The sequence below is a fragment of the Paenibacillus sp. MY03 genome (assembly GCF_002165585.1).
In the GTDB taxonomy this organism is placed as follows: Bacteria; Bacillota; Bacilli; order Paenibacillales; family Paenibacillaceae; genus Pristimantibacillus; species Pristimantibacillus agaridevorans.
The window spans coordinates 54,859-80,242 of the sequence record NZ_MXQD01000046.1 but is presented as its reverse complement, the minus strand read 5'-3'; the positions used below and the strand labels follow the sequence as shown (position 1 = coordinate 80,242).

Below are 25,384 nucleotides of genomic sequence, written 5' to 3'. Positions count from 1 at the left end.
ATGAAATACAGGTTTGTCAGCAAGTTGTTGATCACTGTATTGACTGCAGGACTTATATTCCCGGTTGGAGCCTTTCCATTGAATGCGAACATGGCCGACGGGGCGGGCACTGCTCCCGCCTCCGTCGACGCCCTCCCGGTGTTGTTCGAAGATGATGCCGACAATATGCAGCAGGCCGGATGGACGTTAAGCAAGCCGCCCGAAAGCGGCGTTTATGCGACTGATGCGAGTCGTTCGCTCGGCAACCCGAACTTAATCGAGATGAAGCAGGTCGATCCGGGACAATATTTGTTTTATGGCGACAAGCAGGCAAGCGACGGCATTCGCTATACGATGATGACCAAGTCGGTGGCAATCGGCGAAGGTGAATGGACACTCGAGTTCTCCGCCCGGATCGTCGACCTGGTGAAGCCGAAACAATATCCGGCAGAACGCGGTATTCTGTTCGTCGTATATGCCAACGAGAAGCGGTATCAGATTGCCTTCAATGCGATGAACAAGCTGTACGGCTTGACCAATACCCATGGCACGACATTCCAGGACAAGGAGATCGAGTTTCCGCAAGATAACGCCTTCCACCAGTGGGAAATTACATTCGATGGATTGCAGACGGTTTCGGTTAAACTTGACGGAATCAAGGTTGCCGCTTTCTCCGGCATCGCCCTTCCGGCAACCGGGCGCAACGACAGCGTCGTCATCGGCAACTTGCCCCTTGACTGGGAAGCGGGAACGAATGAAGTTTACTTTGATTATTTCAAACTGTACAAAGGAAATCCGGACGTCTATGCGCAGGATGACGCCCATTCATTGGCGGATGCCGGCTGGACCCGCTTTCAAGCTCCGATCGACGGGCTGTATATAACGGACTCCGGCGATTCGCTCGGCAATCCGAACGGGGCAGCCATGCAGCCTGTCCCTGCCGGACAGTATTTGTTCTATGGCGATCAGCGTGCAAGCGGTCTCAATAAATATAGTTATATCAGTCAAAGTATGCCGATTGGCGCAGGGGCATGGGAACTGGAATTTTCGGCGAAATTCAGTCAGTTGATGACCCCTTCGCGTTATCTGGCCGAGCGGGGCATATTCTTCGATGTCCGCGCCAATCAAAAGCGTTACAAGATCGCCTTCAACTCCGGCAACCGCATTGTGGCCCAGGTCGGGTCCGGCAGCGCGGTGGATGTCAGAGAGGTGAATATGCCCAACGATGACCTGTTCCATTCGTGGAAGATCGCTTATGATGGCGTAAATGCCGTATCGGTCAGCGTCGATGGCGTCGTTCTGGCTCGATTCGAGAACATTGCGGGAACGGTAAACGCTGCGGATGGTCTGTATATCTTCAATGCTCCGCTGGATTGGGAAGCCGGTGCAAATGAAGTTTATTTCGAGGATATCCGATTGAGCAAATCCGTGAAGGGCAACCCGAATGTATTGATCGATGATGAAGGGTCCGGGTTTCCGACGATGAACTGGCAGGTCGATCCACCGGCGGCGAATGCTTATTTCACGGACTACAGGAAAACAAACGGCGTAATCGCCGGCATGAAACCGGCGGCCGAGGGCACTTATGCGACCTATGCGGCAGCGGGGAGCGGCCAGGCGGCTCAGCTATCCAAACAGGTCGCGATTGCAGGCGCGCCATGGGCGTTGGAGTTCGATGCCCGGATCCAATCACTGGTCGAGTTGGACGCTGCGGCCGGCGATCCTTCCAAGGGGCTTGGCCTGGAAATCGTCGCTGACGGCAAGTTGTACCGGCTTGTCTGGCATGATGGCGAAAAATTGCGCTTGCTGAAAGCCGATGGCGGTTACGAAACACTGGAATTGACGATACCGGACGCCCAGCAATTTCATCAGTGGGGAATTGCCTACGACCGGCATCAGATTATCGTTTCATTTGATGGGATGAAGTTGGGCAGTTGGCAAGGGCTAGGTATGGCACAGACCGGGCCGGATCGTGTGCGCATTTACAACGATGCGACCGGAGCGGTTACCGGCACGACGGAAGCCGCCATTGACCGGATTCGTCTGGTGAAGAACGCGCTTCCAGACTGGGCTCAATTCGCGCCTGCTATCACGAGTATCTCCATATTGCCGGCTTCCTCGCAAGCAAACGGCATCGAGACGGTCGTCTCCATTGATGATGCGAACCCGCTGTCCTACCAGGATGGTTCTTTGCAAGTAGAAGCGAGCCTGCGGCAGAACGGGTCAATGATGGCCAGTAAACTGCAAGCGGCAACCGGGCCGGCTGTGTCCGTACGGCTGGATGCCGTGGCGGCGACAGGCCGGATGGAGTTGACCGTCAGGCTGCTGCACAACGGCGCCGAACTGACAACGTATACCCGGAATCTCGAGGTTTATCCGACGGTTGAGGCGCTCGCGCCCGGACAGCAAGCGACGGTGGCAGGCGGTACGGCGACGACCGGTGCGGTCTATCTGTACAAGGCAATGACGGATGTGTGGGATGAGACGGCGAACATGGTGTTTGTGAAGGGAACTTCCGGCTGGGAGACTGCCGCGTACCAATATGAAGGAACCGAAGAAGGCGGCGTCTTCCTGGAGAATGTCGGCGACGCGCATACGCTCTCCTTGCCGATCAACCTGAACGGCTGGTTCGGCGTTTATGTCGGCTATGTGACCGGGACCGAACAGTTTATCGTTAGCGACGGCACGCTGGAGCAGACGGTAACGGTCGGCGGCAGCGCTATCGACCCTGGTCAGTCGTATGGCAACAAGGCTATTGCGGAAGTCTTCGCCTTCGCTTCCGAGTTTCAGAATGGAACCGTCACCCTGAAGACAGCGGGAGGGAAACAAGCGCGCATCGCCTACGTTAAACTCAAAGAATTGACTGCGGATGAAATCGCCCTTTACATGGAAGCGGACGAAACAGCGCTTGGCGGAGGAAAACGGGTTATTTACAACAACGATGGTTATAGCGACTTTACTTCGGGATTGTATGCGGATGAAACGAAGCTGAAGGAGTATGCCGTTGATCTTCTGGCCGGCCAGGACGCGGAAGCGATCTATTGGTCGCTGGGGGCGACGATGATGATTATTCGCGACAGCGAGACAGCGTTGAAGCCATATACAAACCTGACGCCGGAGCAGGAAGATTTAATGCGGTCCGATGACGTTCGGGGAATGAATCTGATTCTGCAGTTGATCAACAGCGGCAAAGATCCGTTGGCGCTTGTAGCCGGACGGGCTGAAGAGCTTGGGATGAACGGGTTTGCCTCCTTGCGGATGAACGCCTTTTACAATCCGGGAGAACACCCTTATTTGAACGGGCCGCGATACGATGAGTTTGTTAACAAGGGGTATTGGCAGCAATTGGGGGATGGCTCGCGCAGCTTCCGGATGAGCTATGCCTATCCCGAATTCCGGCAATTCGTTAAGGATGTGCTGGTGGAAGCAGCCTTTGCGACGAATGATCAGGGCGAGCAGGTTGTGTCTGGCGTGGAGCTCGACTTTAATCGCTATCCGGACTTGTTCGGCAGTGAGGCGGCGAGCATGTCGACGGCGACGATCATGACCGATTTCCTGCGCGAGCTTCGCATTGCGTTGCCGGGCAAGCGAATTGCGGTGCGTGTTCCTTATTATCCGGTCACTGCGCTCGATTTGCAAACGTGGATCGCCGACGGACTGATCGACATTCTCATTCCGGCCTCGATTGACCATGAAGGTTTCTTCAGCAATATCGATGAGTTCGCCGATTTGGCGGAAGGGACGAATGTGAAGCTGTATGGCGGTATAACAGGGACATTGTCCGGCCATGAAATGACCAAAATCGAGGAAGAGTTAAAGAAGCGCGGCATTCCGATTACCGCCGGGTTCAATTATGTGAGCAAACAGCAATATTTGTTGCGGGCGCACCAGTTCTATGAAGCCGGATACGATGGCATCTATATTTACAACAACTGGCGAGGAACGGCGGCGAATGGCGGCGTCATTCGCGGTGAGCTGGGAGACAAAGTGAAAGTGAGGAAGTGGCATACATTCGCGTATCCCGCCGAATGGACGCAGGACAGCGTCTATGTCGAGGGGGCGCCGCGCAGCTTATTGTTCAACGATGACGCTGCAAGTCTGAAAGATAAGAGCTGGCGAGTGACGGCGCCGCAACCGGGCGTCTACATCACCGATTCTGCGAATACGCTCGGCAACCCGCAGGGAGTTGCGCTGAAACCGGTGACGGAAGGCCAATATCTGATTTATGGAGATGGAAATTCGGGCGGCAAGTGGGGCTCGATGCTTCGCAATCTGGCGATCGGCCAGGGACCTTGGAAGATGGAATATTCAGCACGTTTCGCCGATCTGATGACGCCGGCCAACTATTTGCCGGACCGGGGCATCCTGTTCCGGGTGAATGCGAACGGATTGAAGTATGTACTGGCTTTCAACTCCTATGATCCTGCTACCGGGAAGGCCAAGGTAACTTTCCGTGGCGACCAGGCTTATCGCAATGTTGGTACTTATCCGATTCAGATGCCGAATGACGATCAGTTCCACGCTTGGGAAATTCGCTATGACGGGGAATCGGCCATTTCGCTCTGGCTGGATGGGGTGAAGATCGCGGAGCATGCCGGAATGGGCTTCGCAGACCCGAACCCGGAACATATCGAGATTGCTTCGATTCCGCTTGACAGAGAGTCCGGTACGAACGAGCTGTACATTGACCATATTCGCTTCTCCAAAATTTTCGCCGCAACCGGCATTGAATTGACACCTGCGGAACTGGAACTGCGGGAAGGAGAAGATTATCGCCTGACCGTTGCATTGGCGCCGGATCATGCGACCGATAAGCGCGTGTTGTGGACCTCGGACAATGAAGAAGCGGCAACGGTTGACCAAGCGGGGCGGGTCGTCGCAATTTCGCCGGGCCTGGCGCATATAACGGCAACGGCCATCGATGGCGGATGGACGGCAACCAGCGCGGTGACGGTGAACGCGGCGCCGGTTCCTGCCAGCATCTCGTTCGCGATGGATGCCGACCGTGTCGCGTTTGGTCAGCAAGCGGTTGTAACCGGCGCCGTGTATGACGCCGAGGGAGCTGGCATGGCGGGTATTACGGTCCGCTTGTCCGCTTCGTCCGGTATGATCGATCCTGCAGAAATCGCAACCGGTGAAGACGGAGCGTTCTCCGCCCTGTTCCAGGCGCCGAATCATGCCGGATCCGTTCAAGTGACGGCGGTTATACCTGGCACGGATGTTGCCGGACAGGTAGCCGTACAGGTCTGTCCTGCGGTTCAGGTCCGTAACGGACAATCGTTACCAGAGGATGCGCAAGGCAATTGCCGCCGGATTCCATCGACAGGCTGAACCAGCATTATCCGAACAGACTATTCATTCGACGAAAGGGGATTTACCTATGTCCGACATGACTGCCGATCACATTAAACTTGAAATTGTCGATACCGGACTTGTTTTTCGTAACCCGCTTCCCCATGTCTACGCCCGGCATGCCTATTTTCCTTCGGTGATTCAGTTGACGAACGGCGAGATGCTGGCATCGTTTACGGTCGGCCAAGCCTTCGAATCCGCCGACCTGCACACGGAACTGTCGCGCTCCTCCGATCAGGGAGCCACGTGGGTGCATGAAGGCCGCTTATATCCCGGAACGGCGGACAGGGTCACGTCGGAATCATGCCGCCTATCCCATGGTGCCGACGGAGAAGTGATCGCATACGTTATTCGTCATGACCGTTCCCGTCAGGATTGCGGCTTTGTCAATCCCGACAATCTGGGGTTCGTCGAAACCGAGCAGTTGTTGTTCCGGTCATCTGACGGAGGACGCACATGGAGCGAGCCGCAGACGATCGCCCCGCCGCTCGTCGGCCCGGAATTCGAAATGACTTCACCGATCGTGCCGTTGCGCGACGGTACGTGGATATTGCCGACCTGTACCTGGAAAGGCTTCGACGGCTATTGCCCGAACGGCATGAAGATGGTCGCATTCCGTTCCGATAACCAAGGCAGCACCTGGCCGGATTACATCGATGTTATGGCGGATGCGAGAGACATCGATATTTTCTGGGAGTCCAAGATGATTGAACTGACGGACGGCAGAATACTTGCTGCAGCCTGGGTATATGACCGGGAGGCGGGGAAGGATCGGGACAATCACTACGTCATTACCCGCGCGGCGGGAATCGGCAGCCCGTTCACGGAGCCGCGGTCATGCGGCTTGCAAGGGCAAACGCTGAATTTGATGGAAATCGCGCCGGGCAGGGTGCTGACCGTTTATCGCAGAACGGATGTGCCTGGGCTATGGGCGAATATTTCCCGGATCGCGGGCGACGAATGGGTGAACGAAGCGGAGTATCCGTTATGGGGCAGCGGCAGGTCAGGGCTGACCGCTCATTCGGGCAACATGGCAGCGGATTTCACCGCATTGCAGTTCGGTGCGCCTTCGCTGATCCGTACGCATTCGAATCATATTTTCGTAAGTTTCTGGGCGGTTGAAGACGGAGTCGGCAACATTCGCTGGATCAAGCTCCGCTTGGCGGGTTGACTTTTCGCAATGATTAGCACTTAGGGCCGTCCAATAAGTCCCCAAAATAAAAAGGCTGGGCGAGAAAACGTAAGGTTTTCCGTTCAGCCTGTTTGTGTACTTGCTCATACAGGAATGCGAAGTTTATCAAGTTGATATGTTTTTTAAGTCAAAATAATCTCAATAAAGTAAATGATGTGGTCTACATGCATCGATTTGCTACATGTTATTCTTTAATAAAACACAAGACTGAATGTCGAATCTAAATGATAGCGGCATGGTGACGACAATTGAAAATTACTGAGTGGTAATATGACTCGACATAAACATAGCTTTAATTCGGAAGCCGTCGTTATTCACCCGGCTGTGCCTGTTGGGCAATATGTATATAGCGGCAGCTTCTCGGATTCCGAAAAGGAAGACGAATGCGACGTATATCATGTTGAGGTTCAACAAGTAAATGGGCAGTGTGCATGGATTTCACCAATTTATGTTGTTTAATCGAAATACCAGAAAACTTCAAAGTTAATAAATAGGACGTGAAAAAATGATGCGAGATGAAGAGGCGGAGAAGCGGAGTCATGAGCAAGAGGCGAGACGCCCTAATATATTGCTGATTTTAAATGATGATATGGGTTACTCAGATATTGGATGTTATGGTGGAGAGATGGACACCCCTTTTTTGAATCAATTAGCGGAACAAGGGCTAAGGTTTACGCAGTTTTATAATACGGCTCGCTGCAGTCCATCAAGAGCGTCTTTACTTACTGGCTTGCATCCCCATCAGACAGGAATAGGGGTATTAGTTGATGATGATGGGCCGGAGGGTTATCAAGGCAATTTAAATAAGCAATGCGTCACGATAGCCGAAGTGCTGCGTCAAGCGAAATATCGTACCTATATGAGCGGTAAATGGCATATCGCGAATAATATTTCCGAGGTTACTGATACTTGGCCTCTGCAACGCGGTTTTGATCGTTACTATGGCACGTTGGCCGGCTCTGGAAACTTTTATTACCCGTCAACATTGACACGTGATAATGAAAATATAGAACATGAAGCGTTAAATAAAGATTATTACTATACAGATGCTATTAGCGATGAGGCTGTCAGGTTTATTAAGGAGCATGTCGAGGAGTATCCGGACACACCCTTTTTTCAGTATGTAGCTTATACTGCTCCACATTGGCCTCTGCATGCCAAAGAAGATGATATCGCTAAGTATAAAGATCGTTTTAATGCCGGGTGGGATCAACTGCGAATAGAAAGAATGCAGCGTATGCAAGAGATGGGTATTTTAAATGCCGGCTGGTCATTAACCGATCGTGATAACAGCCAGCCCGCATGGGAAGATGCGGCACATAAAGAATGGGAACAGCGTCGCATGGAGGTTTATGCCGCTCAGATTGACAGCATGGATCAAGGAATTGGCCGTATCTTGCAAACTCTTGAGGAAACGGGTCAATTAGAGCAGACGCTAATCCTTTTTTTATCAGACAATGGTGGCTGTACTGAGGAATTCGAACCTGTTCAACCAAATAAAATACCGAAAAACTGGGGTAGAACAAGTACTGGAGCTGATGTCGCCTTTGGTAATCGACCTGATGTTATGCCGGGAGCAGAGACAACATTCCAGAGCTATGGTACTGCATGGGCTAATTTATCGAATACGCCATTTCGTCTGTATAAGCACTGGGTTCATGAAGGCGGAATAGCAACACCGTTTATTGTTCATTGGCCGGAAGCAATCCAATCAAAGGGTGAAATTCGTCATACGGCATGCCAATTAACGGATGTTATGGCTACGATACTGGATATTACAAATGCAGCATACCCTGCAACTTATAATGGACATGCTATCTGCCCGCCTGAAGGCAAAAGTATGAAAAAGCTTTTTGTGAGCGATGATCATGCCGAGGATCGATTCCTTTTTTGGGAGCATGAGGGCAACGCGGCCGTTAGAGAAGGGAATTGGAAGCTGGTTAAAAACTATCCTGGAGAATGGGAGCTGTTTGACATGGCTCAGGATCGTACTGAAATTTATAATTTAGCAGATCAATATCCTAAAAGAGTACAGCAAATGATCGTGCAATATGATCGTTGGGCAACTCGCTGTGGAGTCAAGCCTAGAGAGAAAATATTGGAAATAATAGCTAAAAGAAATCGGAGTACGTAGAAAATTGTATGATCATCGATAGTAAGTGATGCAGAAAGTCAAAAAAATCTCAATTTAGTAGAGGGAGTACACTTTCTGGCTCAATTAAGAAAATGATATTCTACGGTTATGTTGTACAGAAGTTGTAGTTACAACAATAATTATACATCTTGGGGAGGTTTTACAAGTGAACAAAAGAAAAAGAATAACGAGTTTGCTTACTGTTTTATTGACGGTTGCATTGCTTCTTGCAGCATGCTCCAGCACACCGGCAGATCCATCGAAAAAAGAGCCGGGCAATGGTGACAAGGAAGAAGTCGTGACTATTAAGTTTTTACATTGGTTTAACGAAAACAGCGGAAATTGGAGCGGTCTTATTGAAGAGTTTGAAAAAGCGCACCCAGGAATTAAAGTGGAATCAATGCCGTTGGTTGACAACGTAAACGCAGCTGATTATTTGAAAAAGCTTGATCTGATGACGGCATCCGGCGAAGAAATGGATGTTGTGGCTTTTCATACTAGCGGTGAATTTGCTAAGCGCGTAAAAATTGGCATGATGGAGCCGATCGATGAGTTTTTAGCTAAAGATGGCGTCAATGTGGCAGAAGAATACACGCTTGATCCAAAAATTGATGGAAAATATTATGGTCTACCTGCAAAAAATGTAGTACCAATGGTTTTGTTGAACAAAGAGCATCTGGATGCGGCAAATTTACCGATTCCAACAGATTGGACATGGGAAGAGTTTGCGGAGTATTCTAAAAAACTAACGCAAGGCGAAGGTGCAGCAAAACGATATGGTACTTACTTGCGCGATTCATATGTGCACTATGTCGTAAGAGAGGGGAGCCTGCCTGATAAAAACTATCTCGTAACTGACGATACGTATAATGGCGACAACCCAGTCTATCGCAGTGCGTTGGAATTACGCAACACGTTGGAGAATGTCGATAAATCGGCAGTTCCATTGTCAGAGGCGATTTCCCAAAAACTTGACTACCGTCAACAATTTTTTGGCGGCAAAGTTAGTATGATGGTGGCGGGAAGCTGGCTCATTTCCGAGTGGGGGAATTTCACGCCTGATTTTACAATAGCTTGGGCTCCCTTGCCTAGAAATGCCGAAAATAAGGAAGTCTATATTCGACCGCAAGGCGACATTGTTGGCGTAGCAAAAAAGTCGGCTAACAAAGAAGCGGCTTATAAATTTGTACGCTGGTTTACAACGAAAGGGATTGACGTACAAGGTACAAGCTTGTCAAGTTGGAAGCAAGCAAATACGATCGAATCCGTAGACAATATTGTAGCTGGAACGAAAAGGCCTGAAGCCATTGATAAAGAGTCTCTGATCAAATCGATTGAAAAATCGGTGCCGGCAAAGACAATCATCCCGCCGGTTTATATTACTGAAGCAGAAAAAGCATTTATTGACGAGGCTCAATTGTATTTGCTTGGTACACAAGATATTGATAAAACAATGGCGAACATTAAAACAAAAGTTGAAAAAATCATTGAAACGAATAAGTAATTGTTGATTCAAGTTAACTTTATCTCTTCAGCTCTGGGCGATACATAAGGTATTGCCCGGAGCATGGAAGGAGGACGATGATGGCTTATACAAAAATGAAGCAGCTGGTCGAACAATTTTGTAATACATTGATCGATCATCAGGTAACAGATTTATTGCCGAGCTGGAAGGGCGGCTTTGCTTGTCCAGCGTGTAAAAGTATTCATGGACGCAGCGGCGATGCTATATTTCCGCTTTATTTTATGGCAGTAGAAACTGGAGAGCTGCGATACAAGCAAGCAGCCCGGCTGCTTGTTTCTTATATGCAAAGAAGACAATTATTTGATGGTTCTTGGCTCAATGACGAGCCGTCTGACTGGAAAGGCACGACTGTATTTCAAGTGTTATCGTTAAGTCATGCTTACGACTATTTGTTGAAAGCTGGCGAACAAAAAGAAGCAGAGCCATTACTGCCTATGATTGAGAATGCAGCGGAATACCTTGTCTGGGCTTTTTGTAAAGGCGGTATTCCAAAAAATAATATCAATTATTTGATTTCATCGGCTGCCGCTTTACAGTGGTGTTCGCAAATTTTGCAAAGAGCTGATTATGCCGAAGAAGCCAGAAATTTAATGCAGACCTCGCTGCTTCGTATAAATCGTGATGGATTTATAGTAGGTGAATCCAAGTTTCCGCATGCTGCCGGCGATCAAATTGATATCGGCTACAATATCGATATGACCATTGGAGCCATAGCGGAATATGCGATGCTGACAGATGATCAAAGTGTGAGAGCGGAAGCCGTTCGTGCTTTACGAACCCATATGGAGATGATGTATCCGGATGGCTCGCTTGATAATTCCTTCGGCAGCCGCAGTTATAAGTGGACCATGTACGGCAGTAAAACAGCCCACGGCTGTCAGATGGCGTTTATGATATTGGCTGATATGGACCCTGCTTTTGCAGTTGCAGCAGAACGTAATATGGATTATCTGATTAGCTGCATAACGAAACAAGGCATGGTTGGTTATGGACCGGCACATGAGCAAATATTCGATGAATCCTGCATCCATAGCACATTTAATCGGGCGGATAGCCTGGCCATTGCTTTGGTTTATGGAAAATGGGGAGCATTAACCAGCCAAACGGCTCAGCTCCCTTCAGACAACATTTTTAACTTCAAATATTATCCGTCTCTTAATAGCGCGCATATACGCAGTCAGTCTTGGATGGGAACGATTAGCGGCTATGGCAGTATAAACGCTCCTACCGGCGGCATGATGTCTTATTTGTGGAATGAACAACTAGGTGCAGTGCAAGCTGGTTCTGCTACGGTATATAAGCGAATTGAAATCGTTAATATGCCACAATACCCAGGATTATTTCAAGGACCGACAACGCCCAGAATAGAAGCTGCTATAAATGGGGAAGTCGTTAGCAGCTTATATGAGCACCAGCCAGCTCTTCTTTTCCATGAGCAGATGAAAGATCAGCGCAAGGTTCGCGTGACTGGAAAATTAAAGTCTGTTCCTTTGGCGGTACAAATTGAAAGCCAATTATTTTATACGATTGATTACGAATGGTCAGACAAGCAAATCATTAAAACCTATTATATTGATGTTCAAATACCAGTTGCTGAACTTAGTATAACCGAGCCGGTTATTATCTCGGATCATGCAGAAGTAAAAGAAACAGAGAACGGTTTGCAACTCACTAAACAAGCAGCTGCGCTCATAGTCAGCGGGACTGGAGAACAGTTCTCTAAAAAAACTGGAAATGGGGAATTGATAAGCAGCGTATTTCCTGCGATTCAATGCTTACCATTATGTTGGAAGATAACAAATGCAGACAAAGGAGTGTACTCTTTCACGATTACATTCGCAATGGAGTAACTTGACAGCGAGAAGAGGGTGGGAATTGTGGCGGCTGGCCAAAAATTAAGCAAAGCAGCACAGAGGGAAACCATGGCTGGTTATATGTTTATGGGCCCAATGTTAATAGGGGTTATCATACTGGTATTAATTCCCGTGCTGGCAACGATTGTACTGGGTTTTACGGATTGGAATTTCGTAGCGGGATTTGAACAAGCGAAGTTTATCGGTTTAGATAATTTCACTAAATTGCTGGACGACGATATCTTTCTCACATCTATGAAAAATAACTTTTTATTGTTATTTGTCGTTCCAATAGGTATGGCGATTGCCCTATTGCTAGCTATTATTATTAATAGTCACGTTTATTTGAAGAATACGATGAAGGTTATTTACTTTATGCCTTATATTTCTAGCGTCGTAGCTGTAGCAGTCGTATTTCAGGTGTTATTCCATCCTACTTTTGGACCGATCAATCAATTTTTAATGTCAATTGGCATTGATAATCCGCCAAAGTGGCTATCTGATATAAACTTTGCCTTGCCTTCCGTTATGTTTATAATGATCTGGGTGCAAATCGGCTTTAAATTAATTATTTATATGGCTGCATTGCAGAACATTCCACGTGATTTATATGAGGCAGCTGACATTGACGGAGCAAATGGCTGGCATAAATTTAAAAAGATCACATTACCGATGTTATCCTCAACAAGCTTCTTCTTGCTTATTATCGGAATAATCGGAACATTTAAAGTATTTGATTTAATTGCTGTGCTAACAGCTGGCGGACCTTCCAATTCTACATCCGTGGCAGTTTATTATTTGTATGATACAGCATTTGTTAATTTGAAATCAGGTTATGCTTCAGCGATTGCGATGGTGCTCCTGCTGTTTGTATTCATTATTACCCTGATTCAATGGGTAGCGCAAAAAAAATGGGTAAATGAATAGAAGGGAGTAGGACGAAGATGCGGAGCCTTCAACGTATTGATAGTAGAAAGCTTATTACGACAATAATTATGTTAATCGTGGGTTTAATTTTCCTCCTGCCATTCGTATGGATGCTTGTAACCTCGTTTAAATTTGAGAATGATGTATTTAACTTCCCTATCGAGTGGTTGCCTGTACGCTGGAATATGGTTGAGAACTATCGCGAAGTCTGGATGGGGCAATATCCATTTCTATTGTATTATCTAAATTCGATGAAAGTTGCTGTACTGACGACTGTCGTGTCTGTTATTATATCGAGTATGGCTGGATTCGCCTTTGGGAAATTGCAATATGCAGGCAAGAACTTTTTGTTCGTGTTAATTTTGATGCTGTATATGATTCCAACACAGGCTATTCTTGTTCCACAATTTTTGATTTTTAAATCGTTGGATCTTTATGATTCACATCTGGGCATGATTCTTTTAAACAGCTTTAGCGTGTTTGGCACCTTTATGCTGCGACAGTTTTTTATTGGCATACATCCGGAATTTATTGAGTCTGCGAAAATGGATGGAGCCGGCTATTTCAAAATCTTCCTTCGCATTGCGCTGCCATTAGTTCGTCCCGCGATTGCAACTTACGCGATCCTGCGTTTTATTTGGACGTGGAACGACTATCAGACGCCGCTTATTTTTATACGCGATAAGGCACTGTACACCATTCAAATAGGAATGCGTCAATTTGCCGATGGCGAAGGCCAATTTTATGCTTTGACGATGGCTGGCGCCGTGTCGGCGATCATACCGTTGTTAATCGTATTTTTAGTCGCTCAAAAGCAAGTTATCGAAGGAATTTCCGTTGGCGGTGTGAAAGGGTAATCACTTATTCTGCTGTACCGCTTTTCGGATGACTAGAAAAGGTCGTGTATAGTGTGACGAAGAAGCTGCTTAATAAGTGGAATACGATCTCTTTGCGCCAAAAGCTGATCGTTACCGCCGTAATTTGTTTGCTGGTACCGCTGCTTATATCTACGACGGTGTCGAATTATTTTGCTAAGGATGTGCTGATGGATAATGCCATCAGTAACTCCCGAGAAACGATGCAAATCGTCGAGTTGAATTTGTCCGGGTTAATTAACACCATGCTCTATATTACAAATTATATCCAGTTTGATGGCGAGATGAATTCGCTTATCAGTGCTGGCAAGGAAAGTAAAAATGATGGAGAGCGCGCACTTAATCATGTAAAAATAACAAACAAGCTGGGGAGCATTGCAAATTCATTAAATGATATTTATATCACCATATTGACGGAAGAGGAAGAGGGGAGTGGATATACAAATTACTCCCTCTATAATCATAACTTTCAGCTGTTTTATGATGAGCCTTGGTTTGACAAACTGAAAAAAACGGATGCTCATGAACTGCACTGGCTAGGGGGGCAGCCTAATTATATACTGTCATCCAAGCAGAGCAGTCCTTATTTGATGACGATAGCGAGAAAACTTCAATACTCTACCGTACCTTCAGGCTATGCCATTATCAGCATTAAAGAAACGGATTTTCATGAGTCTTTTTCGAAGATTTCTGGCAATCAAGAAATTATGCTGGTGGATTCGACAGGGAACGTATTGTCGCATCAAGACTCCAATAAAATAGGTCAGCCTTTTCCGTATGCCGATCGGATTCGCTTTAATGAAGATGATGCTCAGGTAACGACGATCGATGGGGAGCAATATTTACTTGCAAGCCATAAGTTGACTTATTCGGACTGGTCTATCGTTCATGTAACTCGTTATAAGGATGCTACCCAAAAAATTAATTTTATTTGGCGAACGAATTTGTTCATTCAGGTTTCGTTCTTTTCGTTGTTTCTATTTATATTGATTATTTTTGTGCGACAGTTGACCAAACCTCTGGCTCGACTTGGAAGAGTTGCAGGGGAGATTGAAGCTGGGAATTTAACGATTCGTGCCAAAATTAAAGGGAATAATGAGATCGGAAAGGTAGGCCGATCCTTTGACAAAATGCTGGATCGGATTGAAGGGATGATTAAACAAGCAGTGCTCGATCAGACAAAGAAGCGCAAGCTGGAACTGGAGATGCTGCAGGCGCAAATTCACCCACATTTTTTATTTAATATTTTAAATTCGATTCGGCTTAAAATTTTAATGAAAAACGATCAGGAAAATGCATCGTTGATCCAAGCCATGTCTCATTTGCTGCGAATGACGATTAACCGAAATAATGAATTTATTCCGTTATATCAAGAGATTGAAATCGTATCTCATTATATCAAGCTGATGAATATGCGTCAGCAGCATCCGATTTTATACGAGGTTGATATGACAGAGGAAGCAAGAATGGTTGAGGTACCTCGTTTGTTTATTCAGCCACTCATTGAAAATGCCTATATTCATGGTTTAAATGAAAGCGGAGGTACGATTACGATCACATCCCGTGTGGATCACCAGTGCCTGCGCGTAACTGTGGCGGACAATGGAAAGGGGATGACAGAAGATAGATGGAAGCTATTGCTCGAACATCTTTATGTGGAGGAAGAGGCGCTGTATACCGAGGAAAGAAAAGGCGGTCTTTGTGGAATTGGGGTCAAAAATGTTTATGAGCGTTTGAAGCTTATATATGGTCCTACTGTTAAGGTGTTGATCGATAGCGCTCCTGATCAAGGCACGCAAATAACGCTGCTTATTCCAATGACAGCGGGGGAGGCACGTTATGTATAGAGTCATGCTGGTTGACGATGATTATCCGGTAATTGAGTATTTGCAGCAAGCCATACCATGGCAAGCGCTTAATATGGAGGTAATCGGCGGGTTTTCCAATGGGCAAAAGGCGTATGATTACGCGACAAATCTGCCTGATATTTTGCTTACGGATATCGGAATGCCTGTCATGAATGGCTTAGAGCTGATTAATGCGCTAACGTTGCGGAAAAAAAATCTTCGGTCGATTATTTTGTCTTGTCATGATGAGTTTTCTTTTGCTATGCAGGCGATCAAGCTTAATGTGGTGGATTATATTTTGAAGGAATCACTTGATCCCGTTTCATTAATAAAGCTGCTAGAGCAAATGAAGCATAGCCTAGATGAGGAGAAAACTTTAAAAAAGCAGGAGGTCAGCAAGGAGCTGATCACATCGCTCGAAGATAATCCTTTATTAGATGAAGCGGCATGGGCCGATCAGACGGATCAGATAGGACTGGATTTTAGAACTTATGTATACATCCCCGTTCTCTGTGTTATCAATCGCCAACAGGTTGCAGAGAAGCGGTACTCGTCTAAGAAACTGCTGTCTTTTTCCATGCAGAATGTAATCGAGGAAGTTGTTGCGAAAGAGAAGGAGCAAGGGATTTTTCATTTGTCCTATAACGGAAAAGAAACGGTGCTGTTATTTCAATACCGGGATCTTGTTAAAACAAATGTGTATGAATCGCTTGAGGGTACACTGAGGACAATTAATGATGCTATTAAAGATTATTTGAAGTTTTCGGTTACTTTCATTGTCGGCACAAATTCAGAAAATGCCACTTCGCTCAAATCTAATATTAAGCAGTTGCTTAAAGGAAAGGATCATTGCTTTTATCGGCTTGAGGGATCCATTCTTAAGCTGGACGCGCTGGATTATCAATATTCCGAAGAAGATCTGTTTATCCATCATGTGGAAGCTACCGAGCACTTTCAGCAGCTTATTATGAAAGAGGATGTCGAAAATCTTAAGCGGAAGCTGGCGTATTGGATTGCTTTAATTAGGGAAACAAGATACAAGCCTCAAGTGGTACGGGAATGGGGACTTAAAATATTACTCGACCTCAGAATGAAAATTAAGTCGCTGCATTATTTTGAAACGCGTTTTTCCGAGGAGGTTGTCCATCAAAACTTGTTTTGGGTGGAATCGTTGGATCATTTTCAAGATATGATGTGGACCCAATTGGCGGATTTGCTTCATGTGGTGCAGTATATTAACACAAGCTCAAAACGCCGCGAAATTATTGAGGCCCAAAGATATGTAATGGAGCATTTGCATGAGAAAATTTCGATGTCGGAGGTAGCTCAGCGCCTTCACTTGAATGCATCCTACTTCAGCAGATTGTTTAAAAAGGAAACAAATGAAAATTTTGTCGACTATGTGTTGCGGCTAAAAATGGAGAGGGCTTGCGAATATCTGGATCATAGTGATTACAGCATTGAGCAAATCTCTGATCGGCTTGGTTTTGATAGCAAAAGCTATTTTATCCGAACGTTTCGTAGGGAGATTGGCATGCTGCCGACCGCTTATCGGCATAAAATATAAGAAACAGCTCATAAAGCATGAAAAGCAATGACGCGGATCGGGTGTTTCCCAGAATCCGCGTCATTGTTCTTTTTAAGATGCTGATGAAGGAAATTGAACCCCCGGCCTGCATTACGAGTGCGTTGAGTAGTGGTTTTATAAGTGCTTTTTAGGTCCTGTAAGAACGTAAAAGTCAATAAATTAGGCATTTAATAATTATGCAGACCAGTTTCATTAAGCCAACATGTAATCAATAAGCAAGCTAGATTAAAATGGGTGTGGCATTTGCTAGATTGCTAGAATAACTTTTTGTAGTTATTAAGTCCTGTTTTTCTCGTTTAAAAAAGAATGTAATAGATTTTTTTGAGACTTTATGTTCACATGTCCGTGAAAATCAGACTATACTTAATTAGCAATTCTTCGTTTGTTTATTATTTGTTCAGTGTCGATTGATATAATAGGAAAGAAGTAATAAAGAAATGAATTGCTTTAGTAAATTCGAACAACAGGAGGAACATTAGTGAGTAAACGGTGGCTAAAAAAGCTGGGAGTTTCCATGCTAAGCTTCACATTAATTGTGTCGCTAATCTCTGTAGCAATACCAATTCATGCTAGCGCAGCAGAAGCAGTCGAGATTGGAATTGATGTACAGAAGGCCTATGATGTAGATGTCGTACTAGCGGTAGATAATTCTACGCAAAATATTGACACCTATAAGGAAGATCTACAGAGTGCATTAGAAAGCAGAGGAATAAGTGCAAGTAATCTTAATATTCAATCTGTGCAAGTAAACGAAACAAATATTTTAGAGGGCGAGTTTAAGCTTAATTTAAAATGGGATAAACCTGCTACAGGACGGATAGACATGGATTCTCATGTAGAGTTCTGGAATCAGACTTCAAAAGTAGCAGAGCTGTTTTATGATAATCCAGCAGTATATGGAAGCACATTAGACTATGATGACACAGTTGGTGGAATTGGAGAAATTATTGCGTTAAGTCTAGATACAGTTCCAGCGGCAGTTAAAGAGCTTAAAGTCTATATAAATCCATATAATGGTTCAGCGTTGACGACCATGTATCTCTTCAAGAAATTAAATGGAGTAGACAACGAAGTTTTTAGTCATTCTAGTATTGTAAGCTTTGGTACTAAGTTTTATTTTGGTAGCTTTAAGCGATTTGAGGATTCATGGGATTTTCATGCCTACAATGGATCGATTTTTAAAGGTAAGGAAGTAGAGGTTATCTCAAAGGATTTCATGGAGGTTCTTCGTGAACCAGATTGGAGACCTTCGGCTAGAAAGTACATCGTTAACCTGAATGACCAAACGGTGCCTGATTTCGATAACTCCATTGCACTTGGCGAAATTATGACAAGAATGGACAACGACCAAATCCATTATATTGGCTGGGGCGAAGATGCTGACGGTACGGGCACGAATGATTTAACACAAAATCAGGCAGAATCCTTTATTAGAAAAAACAACGATAAGGGTACGTTTGTTAATCGCTCGGGTTCAACCTATCAGCAGCAAGTAGATGCAATGGCTGAATATATCGCGAATCAATCGCGTAATGAAGCTAACAATGAATATTTGGAACTTGGTCAAAATTATGATTTAATCGTTTCTCCGTCATCCGAGCTTACGAATACGAAGGATGAGGATTGGCCGCAAGGTAAATGGAGAATCGGGCATGACCCAAGCGTTTATGATAATAATACAGGGGTTGTCCCATATAGCGGACAGTACTTGGATGACTTCCTTCCTACTTTCAATAAAGTTGGAAAGTACGATATTTATTATTCAGACGTACTTGTGAAGACACTATATGTACACAGAAAACCGGTGAGTCGCTTTGATGTTGAGGTTAACGGCAATAATGAGGTTATATTAACAAATTTATCGTATGACCTTGATCATTCAAGTCAAAATAACGGCATTGATGAGGCGATTTGGAAGTGGAAGCTTACGACTGACGAAGAATGGACAAGCGGCCAGCCTGCGAGCTTTGTGCCTAACCGGGATTACATTATTCAGCTTATGGTTAAGGACTATGAAGGCACATGGAGTACGGCTCGTTCGCGTTATCAATCGACACAGTCAGGCGCAGGAAAGCCAATCGCTGATTTTGAGTTAAGCGCGAATCAGCTCGTATGGCCGGAAAGCACGATCCAAATTGAAAATACAAGCTATGATCCTCGTAGTGCGGACATAACGGAGCAGCAATGGACCGTAACCAAAGATAATGATGTCGTTTATACAGGCAGCTCGCCAAAGCTTGATTTCACTAGTGATGGTGTTGGTACCTATAAGATTTCATTAAGAACCAAAAATCAAAGCGGTACGTGGTCGGAAACCTTTAGTCGCTTTTTGAAAATACTTCCTAACAGTCAACCTGCGATTTCTAGCATTGGCAATCAATCGGTTACTGAAGGGGTAAAGAAAGAAATTCCATTCCAGGTAACAGATGAAGAAACGGGTCCTTATAGTGTAACGGTAGTAGGCTCCTCTTCTAATACAACAATTATTCCTAATGAAAATATTGTTGTTACCGGAAATGGAAAGGATCGAATTGTATCGATCACGCCCGTATTTGGACAAGCGGGCGATGTTACAATCACATTGTTAGCTAATGATGGTGATATGACTATCCAGCAAACCTTTACAGTTACTGTCGTTGAAAAGACGGCTCCAACAATAAGTACGATTGAAGATCAAAGTATAAACATTAGCGATCCTTCTGAAGTCATTGACTTTACGGTAGGCGATGAGTATTTTTCGGCTGATTTGATTACTGTTACAGCTACTTCCTCCAATCAAGAGCTAATAGCGGACAGTAGTATTGTTATTGGTGGAACAGATGAGAATCGTACAATTAGCTTTACTCCGGTTGCCGGTGCTTCTGGAACTGCAGATATTACGATTGAAGCAACTGATCCAAGCGGGAAAAAATCAGTTCAAATTTTCACGGTTACGGTAAGTGATTTAGTACCTCCTACTATCGTTAGTGTTGATGTTGTTGATCCTGAGACTCGTTATAAAGCAGGAGACGTTATTCTTATTAAAGTTACTTTCGATGAGGATGTTAACGTTACAGGCTTGCCTGAGCTAGTACTGGATCTTGGCAACCCAACGCCTGGTTATGCGCCATATTTGAGCGGCAGCTCATCTAATGAGTTAATCTTTGAATATACAGTACAGGATGGCGACGATACGGAGGAAATTCGTATTGCAGCTGAACAGGCGCTGCAGCTAGCTGGTGGAACTATTCAGGATGGAAATCATAACAATGCGAATTTAACATTGCCAGAAGACTTTGTTTGGGACACGCTCACTATAGATACGATAGCTCCAGATCGACCGAGTATAGAGTCTCAAACGGTTAAACCTGGTACAAGCATTGAAATTACATCTGATGCGCCAGCGGCAGGCGAAACAGCGTGGTTAGCGCCTAGTGGTACGACAAGCTTTCAAGAAGGCTCAACAATGACGAAATTAGTTGGCGATGGATCAGGCGATACGATTCTAGCGCCTCAAGCAGAAGGAACATACTATTTGTATGTCATTGATGCTCATGGCAATGTATCCGTTGCTTCCGAAAATGCAGTCATTGTAGATAATACGCCTCCTAATATGGCTGAAATTCAAGTACCAATCGCTAGAGACAATGTTATTAATTCATATGAGGCTAAACAGCTTATCGTTTCTGGCACATCTGAACGAGATGCAAAAGTTGAAGTAACGTTCACAGATAAAGATTCAGAGACAATCGTTATTACAACAGATGCTGATGGAAACGGTGATTGGAGTATTGATCCTAGCGATATTAACGCATTAGCTGATGGAGCAATTACGGTTAGCGTGAAAGTCATTGATGCAGCGGGCAATGAAAGTACAGAGATCGATCAAACCATTCAAAAAGACACCGTTACGCCTATTAACCAGAATGATGTACTTTTCAGTAATCAAGCTGTTAAAGGCAATACAGTCATTACACTGGATGCAGCAGCTGGTGAAGGCTTGACCATCTTTGTCGCACCGCATGGAACAGCACCAGATGATTTAGTCGCAAATGGTACTATGATTACGAGCGTTACAGGAACTTATGATACGATTCATGCACCAACAACTGACGGCATCTATCATATTTATATTATGGATGCGGCAGGTAATGTATCAGAGCCTAGTAATGCCACCATTGTTGTTGATAATATTGCACCAACGATTCATTCGTTGGATCCAGATACAACAGACTGGGTGAATGATTCGGTTCTAGTATCGATTAATGCTACTGATAGTGATGGTAGTGGAATTGCTGTAGTGAAGTATGCATATGGCCTTCAAATCGCTAACTATTTTATAGCAAATGGGACTTCCGTCCATAGTGATAGCTTTGAAGTTAATATGAATGGTATTTATACCGTTTATGTTCGTGATTACGCAGGTAATGAGAGCGTTCAAACTATCGCAATTTCCAATATGGATAAGGGGAAGCCTACCTCACCTAGTATACAGCTTGAGCCTAATCGAGATTTTTTTAACGGTGACTACACGATTTCAATTACGCCTGGCCAAGATACGGCATCAGGAGCAGCTTATACAGAATATCGTATAACGGGCGCTGCCCAGGCAGATTGGACGGCATACGATGAAGCTCTACTGTTTACTGAAGCAGGTACGTATACGATAGAAACAAGAACCTATGACAATGTAGGAAATGTTAGTGATATTGCTGTACGTACAATTGTTATTAATCGAGAGCTTACGGTATTCCCGACGGTAAGTATTTCACCAGACAGAGTATTTAGTAATGAAAATATAACGGTAACCATTACAAAAACATTTGATGAAGAGCATCAAGATGAGGGCGAAAATTCTGTTATATACTACAAAATTCCTGGTCTTGGCGTAGATGAATACGTAGAATATACGGGAGCATTTGACATTACGCAAGAAGGAGAAACCGTAATTGAAATTATGGTTAGGGATAGAGCCGGCAATGAAGTTACGACAACAAAAGTTGTAAATATTGATAAAACAGCGCCTACCAATCAAGATCAAGTTCTTGGAGGAAATGTAATTGCTCAAGGCAACACGTTGATTACGATTCAGCCTTCCGACGATAGTGAAGATACCATTTGGTTAGCGCCAGCTGGAACGACTTCGTTTTCTGAAGGCGTGACGATGACAAAAGCTGCTGGTGATTCAACTGGGATCGTTACACCATCTTCGGACGGAGATTATAAAATCTATGTTGTTGACAAATCAGGAAATATTTCAGCAGCTAGCGAAATGACTGTGACAGTTGATAACGTTCCTCCAGTAGTAAACGGTATTGAGGATGATGGGATTTACAAGGAATATCCGACGGTAAGCTTTGAAGAAGGGGCAGCTGTAGCTACATTAAACGGCGAGCCGTTTGAGAGTGGCACCAAGATTGAAGCGAACGGGGAATATACCATTATCGTGACGGATGCTGCGGGTAATAGTACCGTTATCACGTTTGTAGTCGACTACGACAAAGAATCTGTGGATAAGGACACTGCCGCGTTAGAGCTGGGTTTTGCTCCTGGCGATCATCCTGGATGGGTATCTGCTGATATTTCGCTAAGCGATAAAGGATTTTTTGATAGCGAAATAGAGTGGACAAGCAGTCACGAGGATATTTTATCCGCTGACGGAAAAGTGACGCCTCCTTTGGTAGATACGGAAGTAACATTAACAGCAAAGATTACTAAGGGCGATTATACGTTAGAGAAGACCTTTACTGTGTTGGTTATGGCAGACCCGGTTAAGCCTGTTATCGCATTAAATGGCAGCAGCAACGTCATTGTAGAACAAGGTCAAATCTATGTAGAGCAAGGCGTACAAGCCATCGACAACATAGACGGCAACATTACGGATAAAGTTACGATGAGCGGATTTATTGATACTAAAACGATTGGTGTGTACACACTAATTTATACAGTATCAGACCAAGCCGGTAACATTACTCAAGTAGAACGTACCGTTACGGTTGTGAAACCAGCAGTTCCAGCTAGCACAATTATTCAAGTAGATGGCGATCAAAGGTCTACGGATAATAAGATTAGAGAAGCATTGACAGAAGCTAAGAAGCAAAAGGCAGGCAAGATTGTACTTGTTGTTAATGAGTCAGTTGAGAACGGCGCTCCTGTTCGGGTTAGCATTAGTAAAGATCAACTGAAAACAGCATACGATCAAAATACGAAAATGGAGCTTCGTACCGATAATGCTTCCATTATTGTACCGATTCGCGGCCTCGATCTAACTCCGTTCACAGGAAACGCCAGATTAGAGTTAGTCATCGAGCAAGTGGATGTCGATCAAGCAGAAAACCAAGTATTAGTAACAGCTATTCAAAACATGAATGCGAATTTTGCTATTTACGATAATAAGGTTTTCGACTTTAAGATGAGAGTGATCGAAGAAGATTCTCAAGGCAATGTTATTCGTACAGAGGATATTAAAAACTTCCAAACAACAGAGGATATCGTTTTAACGATTTCCGTCGGTACTAACATGGATGAGCAGCTGAAATTCATGACCTTCTACTTTAATGAGACATCAGAAGAGTGGGAGTATATTAGAAGCAGCTATGATGGGCAGTCTGGTAACATGACCTTATTAACCAATCATCTTAGTATCTACTCTGTTATGAGTGCTACAAAGGCGCAGAAGCAAGCAGAGCTAACTAAAATTTTGAACAAAGAAAACATTACGATCCAAGAAGTGCGCAGCATTATTGAAGATCCGGATATGGACTTTGATCAAGAAGCAATGAATAAGTATGATGCATTTACTGATGTTCATAAAGATGCTGTAGCCCAAGACATTATTAATAAAAAGCCGAATGGTGGTTATACGTATCCTTCGCTTGGCACGCAAGTCATTACTAGCGTGAATGATAAGCGCGATGCCATTATTACGGATACAGTTAAGCCCGTAATAACCCTTACTGGTCCTAGTACTGTGTATGTAACCAGAGGCAGCGCGTATATCGAGCAAGGTGTAACGGCTATTGATGACCAGGATGGAAATATTACTGGTCGAGTCATTTTGATAGGTTCAGTAGATACCACACAAAACGGAACCTACATTCTGCGTTATCTGATTACGGATGTGAATGGCAATGAATCCGAAGTTTCGAGAACGGTCATTGTAATTAATCCTAGCTTCGTTGATGCAGAGGTACAACAGCCAGCATTGCCGGTAGTCATTTTGGATAGCCAGAAGGATCGTTATACAATTAAGGAAAATAAAGATCATACTATTGTGTCCAAGAAGGAACCACAAATGAATATTGTGGGTAACGTCTATACAATAGAAGCTGTTTCCAATGCAGCGATTGGACAAATCGTCGTACAAATGAAGTACGATCCAAGCGAGATTACGAACTTGAATCAGCTTGCCGTTTACATGTACGATGAGGTTGAACAACGTTGGGTATCTGTCGGTGGCATTATTGATGCTCAAAATCATACGGTCACGATTACGCTAGATCCCCCGGCAACAATCGCTTTAATGGAAAACAAAAAGGTATTTAATGATCTTGATGGACATTGGGCAAAGGATATCGTCGAATTCCTCGCGGCAAGACAAATTATTGCAGGCGACAGCGAAGGAAACTTTAATCCTAACATGGGTATTACGAGAGCTGAATTCTCTACACTCATTGTAAGAATGCTTAATCTTCCAATTCATGAATCGGCAAGTCCATTTACCGATGTAACAGGTCAATGGTATGAACCATACATTACTACCGCTCAACAGGCCGGAATTGTTAAGGGTGTAAGCGATACTAGCTTTGAGCCTGAGCGAGTTGTTTCCAGACAAGAGATGGCAGCTATTATTATTCGAACACTTAGGAAATATAAGAATGTATCTTTCACCGAGGAAGATCTTGAGACTATAGCTGAATTTGCAGATACGGATAACATAAGCGCTTGGGCGTTTGAAGATGTCTATACGGCAAGAAAGCTAGGGCTAATGATCGGCAGAAACGGTAATAAATTTGCACCTCGAAGTCCAACGCTAAGAGGCGAGGCAGCTTCGGTAATTTATAAGCTGCTGAAGGAGCTTGAACGAATTTAATAATGAATGAAAAAGGCATCCTATCTATCCTTCGTGGACAG

10 protein-coding genes are annotated in these 25,384 nt (G+C 44.8%); all 10 read left to right on the top strand.

What is annotated here, in order from left to right:
* The 10 genes from B1748_RS28205 to B1748_RS28160 all read left to right on the top strand — a co-directional run bounded on the left by B1748_RS28205 (position 1) and on the right by B1748_RS28160 (position 25,343).
* Positions 1–5,310 carry an Ig-like domain-containing protein gene (locus B1748_RS28205; protein WP_087571296.1) on the top strand — a complete coding sequence of 1,770 codons (5,310 nt, stop codon included), beginning with the start codon at positions 1–3 and terminating at the stop codon, positions 5,308–5,310.
* A 49-nt stretch (positions 5,311–5,359) separates the two neighbouring features.
* Entirely contained in the window at positions 5,360–6,502 is a 1,143-nt protein-coding gene (locus tag B1748_RS28200; protein WP_179215874.1) for a sialidase family protein, read from the top strand.
* A gap of 526 nt (positions 6,503–7,028) precedes the next feature.
* Positions 7,029–8,657, top strand: coding sequence for an arylsulfatase (locus B1748_RS28195; RefSeq protein ID WP_218781664.1), 1,629 nt, complete (start codon positions 7,029–7,031; stop codon positions 8,655–8,657).
* A gap of 166 nt (positions 8,658–8,823) precedes the next feature.
* Entirely contained in the window at positions 8,824–10,161 is a 1,338-nt protein-coding gene (locus B1748_RS28190) for an ABC transporter substrate-binding protein (protein WP_179215873.1), read from the top strand.
* An 80-nt stretch (positions 10,162–10,241) separates the two neighbouring features.
* Positions 10,242–12,032 (top strand): ulvan lysase-like protein, encoded by a 1,791-nt coding sequence (locus tag B1748_RS28185; protein ID WP_087571293.1) that lies wholly within the window; start codon positions 10,242–10,244, stop codon positions 12,030–12,032.
* Positions 12,033–12,104: 72 nt separating this feature from the next.
* Positions 12,105–12,962 carry a carbohydrate ABC transporter permease gene (locus B1748_RS28180; RefSeq protein ID WP_087571324.1) on the top strand — a complete coding sequence of 286 codons (858 nt, stop codon included), beginning with the start codon at positions 12,105–12,107 and terminating at the stop codon, positions 12,960–12,962.
* A 17-nt stretch (positions 12,963–12,979) separates the two neighbouring features.
* Positions 12,980–13,819 carry a carbohydrate ABC transporter permease gene (locus B1748_RS28175; protein WP_087571292.1) on the top strand — a complete coding sequence of 280 codons (840 nt, stop codon included), beginning with the start codon at positions 12,980–12,982 and terminating at the stop codon, positions 13,817–13,819.
* A gap of 53 nt (positions 13,820–13,872) precedes the next feature.
* A complete protein-coding gene (locus B1748_RS28170; protein ID WP_087571291.1) occupies positions 13,873–15,684 on the top strand; it encodes a sensor histidine kinase in 1,812 nt (603 codons plus the stop codon).
* Positions 15,677–17,251, top strand: a complete 1,575-nt coding sequence (locus B1748_RS28165; RefSeq protein WP_087571290.1) for a response regulator transcription factor — start codon at positions 15,677–15,679, stop codon at positions 17,249–17,251. Before B1748_RS28170 ends, B1748_RS28165 begins: the two co-directional genes overlap by 8 nt.
* 499 nt (positions 17,252–17,750) lie before the next feature.
* Positions 17,751–25,343 (top strand): S-layer homology domain-containing protein, encoded by a 7,593-nt coding sequence (locus B1748_RS28160; protein ID WP_087571289.1) that lies wholly within the window; start codon positions 17,751–17,753, stop codon positions 25,341–25,343.
* Positions 25,344–25,384: the final 41 nt, after the last annotated feature.